The organism is Ruegeria sp. K5 (assembly GCF_056531805.1).
In genome coordinates this window covers 1-4468 of the sequence record NZ_JBQFML010000026.1, presented here as the reverse complement: position 1 = coordinate 4468, position 4468 = coordinate 1, and the positions used below count along the sequence as shown (strand labels likewise).

The window sequence follows — 4468 nt, the reverse complement described above, 5'->3', positions numbered from 1 at the left end:
ACCCCCCGCCTTTTTGTGGCGGGGGGTTTTGTTGTTATTCAGCTGCGTCTTTGTATGCGTCCATTGGGGGGCATGTGCAGACGAGGTTTCGGTCTCCGTATGCGTTGTCGACGCGGTTGACGGGGGACCAGTATTTGTCGACGCCCATGGAGCCCGGGGGGAAGCAGGCCTGTTCGCGGCTATAGGGGCGGTCCCAGTCTCCGACCAGATCGCGCACCGTGTGGGGGGCGTTTTTCAGCGGGTTGTTGTCGGCGTCGATCTTGCCGTCGATGATGTCCTGCGCTTCCGCTCGGATCGAGAGCATGGCGTCGCAGAAGCGGTCGAGCTCGGCCATGGGTTCCGATTCCGTGGGCTCCACCATCAGGGTTCCGGCCACCGGCCAGCTCATGGTGGGGGCGTGGAAGCCTGAATCGACCAGACGTTTGGCGATGTCGTCAACGCTGACATGCGCCGCCTCGTCCAGGGGACGGGTGTCGAGGATGCATTCATGCGCCACCCGGCCTGTTTCCGAGGTGTAGAGGATCGGATAGGCCTCCTTCAGACGCGCCGCGATATAGTTGGCGTTCAGGATCGCCACTTTGGTCGCCTGCGTCAGACCGGCACCGCCCATCAGCAGCACATAGGCCCACGAGACCGGCAGAATGGACGGCGAGCCAAAGGGCGCCGCCGAGACCGGACCCACGGCGGTGCCGTATTCCGGGTGGCCGGGCAGGTGTTCGGTCAGATGCGCCTTGACGCCGATCGGACCCATGCCGGGGCCGCCGCCGCCATGGGGGATGCAGAAGGTCTTGTGCAGGTTCAGGTGGCTGACATCGCCGCCAATGTCTCCCGGACGCGACAGGCCGACCATGGCATTCATGTTGGCCCCGTCGATATAGACCTGACCGCCATGGTCATGGGTGATCTGGCAGACCTCCTGCACGGTGGTCTCAAAGACGCCATGGGTGGACGGATAGGTGATCATGCAGGCAGCGAGGTTATCCGAATGCTTTTCCGCCTTGGCGCGGAAGTCATTCAGGTCGATATTGCCGTTCTCATCCGCCTGCACCGGCACAACCTGCCAGCCCACCATCTGGGCCGAGGCCGGGTTGGTGCCATGGGCCGAGGTCGGGATCAGGCAGACATTGCGCTGCCCTTCGCCACGGGCGAAGTGGTAGTTGCGGATGGTCAAGAGACCCGCATATTCGCCCTGCGCGCCCGAGTTGGGCTGTTGGCTGATCGCGTCATAGCCGGTGATCTGGCACAGCTTGTCGTTCAGATCGGCGATCATCTCGTGATAGCCCTGCGCCTGATCTTCGGGGCAGAACGGGTGCAGGTTGCCGAACTCGGGCCAGGTGACCGGGATCATCTCGATCGTGGCGTTCAGCTTCATGGTGCAGGACCCCAGCGGGATCATCGCCCGGTCCAGCGCCAGATCGCGGTCGGCCAGACGGCGCATATAGCGGGTGATCTCGGCCTCGGCCCGGTTCTGGTGGAAGATCGGGTGGGTCAGGTATTCGCTTTCCCGCAGCGCGTAATCGGGCAGGCGGTAAGCGACGTTCGAGCTGTCATCGGTGCGGTCGATGCCGAAGGCACCCCAGACGGCCTCGATGGTCTCGGGGCGGGTCTGTTCGTCCAGGCTGATGCCAACCCTGGTCTCGCCGACCTTGCGCAGGTTGACGCCGCGCGCCACGGCGGCCTCCATCACCGTTGTCTGCAGGTGGCCGACCTCAACCGTGATGGTATCAAAGAACACCTCGGGTTCAACGGCAAAGCCCGCCTCTTCCAGACCGGCGGCCAGGCGCGAGGTCTTGCGGTGCACCGATTGCGCGATGGCCTTGATGCCGTCGGGGCCGTGATAGACCGCATACATCGAGGCAATCACCGCCAGCAGCGCCTGCGCGGTGCAGACATTCGAGTTCGCCTTCTCGCGCCGAATGTGTTGCTCGCGGGTCTGCAGCGACAGCCGGTAGGCCTTGTTGCCGCGGCTGTCGATGCTGACACCGATGATCCGGCCCGGCATCGAGCGTTTCAGCTTGTCGGTGGTCGCCATGTAAGCGGCATGCGGGCCGCCATAGCCCATCGGCACGCCAAAGCGCTGGGTCGAGCCGATGGCAATATCCGCGCCCATCTCACCGGGGGATTTCAGCAGCGCCAGCGACAGGATGTCGGCGGCGACAATGGCGATGGCTTTATGTTCGTGCAGCGCCGCGATTTCCGATGTGAAGTCGCGCACGTGACCATGGGTGCCCGGGTACTGGAAGATCGCGCCAAAGACGGCGCCCGCGTCCAGCGTGTCCGGATCGGCCACCTGCACGTCGATGCCCAGAGGCTCGGCGCGGGTTTTGATCACCGCGATGGTCTGCGGGTGGCAGTTCTTGTCGACGAAGAAAGCCGCGTTATTGGCTTTCGACCGCCCGCCGCGCTTGGCCATCGCCATGGCTTCGGCTGCGGCTGTGGCTTCGTCCAGCAAGGACGCGTTGGCCACATCGAGCCCGGTCAGGTCGCTGACCATGGTCTGGAAGTTCAACAGCGCCTCAAGACGGCCCTGGCTGATCTCGGGCTGATAGGGCGTATAGGCGGTGTACCAGGCCGGGTTTTCCAGGATGTTGCGCAGGATCGGCGCGGGCGTGGTGGTGCCATAATAGCCCTGACCGATCAGCGAGGTCAGAACGGTGTTCTTGCTCGCCACCTCTTTCATGTGGAACAAAGCATCGCGTTCGGTCATCGCCGGACCCCAGTCCAGCGGCTCCTTCTGCCGGATCGCAGGCGGGACGGTGGCGTCGATCAGCTCGTCCAGCGTCTTGAAGCCAATCACCTTGAGCATGTCGCGCATCTCGGTCGGGCTGGGCCCGATATGGCGGCGGTTGGCGAAGTCATAGGCTTCGTAATCGGTCAGTTTGAAGGCCATCGTTGCGCTCCTCAGGGAATGTCTCGCCCGGCCGCTGTGGCGGATGCCTCCGGCGGGGATATTTTTAGCCAGATGAAGGACGGACCCCCGCAAGGATCCGCCGTGATTTCTTAGCCGATGAAGGCTTTGTAGCCGGCTTCGTCCATCAGATCCTCAAGCTGCGACGCGTCCGCGATCTTGACCTTGTAGATCCAGGCCTCGCCCTCGGGGTCTTCGTTCAGCGCGCCGGGGTTGTCGGCCAGCGCCTCGTTGACCTCGACAATCTCGCCATCCACCGGGGCGTAGAGTTCCGAGGCCGCCTTGACGGATTCGATCACGCCGATCTCGCCGTCCTTCTCGAACTCGTCACCCACTTCCTGCTGCTCGACAAAGACCACTTCGCCCAGCTGCTCGGCGGCATGTTTGGTGATGCCCAGAGTGGCCACGTCCCCTTCGACGGTCAGCCATTCATGCTCTTCGGAATAATAGGTTGCCATGCTGTCTCTCTCCTGACTTCAACGCTTGTAATTCTGGGTGACAAAGGGCAGCGCCACGATCTGCGCCGGTTGCGCCTTGCCCCGGATGATCAGGTTCACCTTCTCTCCCGGCTCACCGTGACCGGCGGACACGTAGCCCATCGCCACCGGGCCACCCACCGTGGGGCCAAAGCTGCCCGAGGTGATCTGACCGATGGTGTTGCCATTGCTGCACTGGATTTCCACGCCCTGACGCGCCGGGGCGCGGCCATCGGGCTTGATGCCCACCAGCTTGCGGGCGGCACCCTCGGCCAGTTCGCGTTGGACACGCTCGGCACCCGGGAACCCGCCCTCTTCCTTGCGGCGCTTCTGGATTGCCCAGCCAAGGCTGGCCTCGATGGGTGAGGTGCTCTGATCGATGTCATTGCCATAAAGGCACAGCCCCGCCTCCAGCCGCAGGCTGTCGCGCGCGCCCAGACCGGCCGGTTCGCAATCTTCATGCGCCAGAAAGGCCTTGGTGATCTCGATCGCCTTGTCCTCGGGGATCGAGATCTCATACCCGTCCTCGCCGGTATAGCCCAGCCGCGAGATGCGGCATTCGGTGCCCATAATGTCGGCCACGGTGGTTTCCATGAACTTCAGATCCCGCGCCGCAGGGCAGAGTTCCCCCACAACATCCTCGGCCTTGGGGCCTTGCACCGCCACCAGCGCCCGGTCGAAGATCTCGGTCACGTCTACGCCTTCGAGGTTCGCCTTCATATGCGGAATGTCCTGATGCCGCAGCGCCGCGTTCACCACCACAAAGAAATGATCCCCCGCGTTCGACACGATCAGATCGTCCATGATCCCGCCTTCGGCATTGGTGAAAAACCCGTACCGCGCCTTGCCTTCTTTCAAGGTCGCATAGGCCTGCGGGCAGATCGCCTCCAGCTTCTCGCCCACATTCTCACCGCGCAGGATCACCTGACCCATATGAGACACATCAAACACCGCCGCCTTCTCACGGCACTGCTTATGTTCCCCCATAATCCCCATCGGATACTGAACAGGCATCTCCCAGCCCGCAAAATCAACCAGCTTACCTCCCAACTCAACGTGCAAGGCGTACAAGGGCGTGCGTTTC

3 protein-coding genes are annotated in these 4468 nt (G+C 63.1%); all 3 read right to left on the bottom strand.

Features of this window, described 5'->3' with window-relative positions; genetic code table 11:
- Positions 1 to 34 precede the first annotated feature (34 nt).
- The gene (gene gcvP / locus ACR0MO_RS21565) at positions 35 to 2890 is read right to left on the bottom strand and encodes an aminomethyl-transferring glycine dehydrogenase (protein ID WP_480893288.1); all 2856 of its coding nucleotides are present in this window, start codon (positions 2888 to 2890) and stop codon (positions 35 to 37) included.
- Positions 2891 to 3000: 110 nt separating this feature from the next.
- Complete coding sequence (gene gcvH / locus ACR0MO_RS21560) at positions 3001 to 3366, bottom strand: glycine cleavage system protein GcvH (protein ID WP_170456856.1); 366 nt, start codon at positions 3364 to 3366, stop codon at positions 3001 to 3003.
- An 18-nt stretch (positions 3367 to 3384) separates the two neighbouring features.
- The coding region (gcvT, locus tag ACR0MO_RS21555; RefSeq protein ID WP_480893286.1) for a glycine cleavage system aminomethyltransferase GcvT at positions 3385 to 4468 on the bottom strand (1084 nt) is incomplete at its 5' end.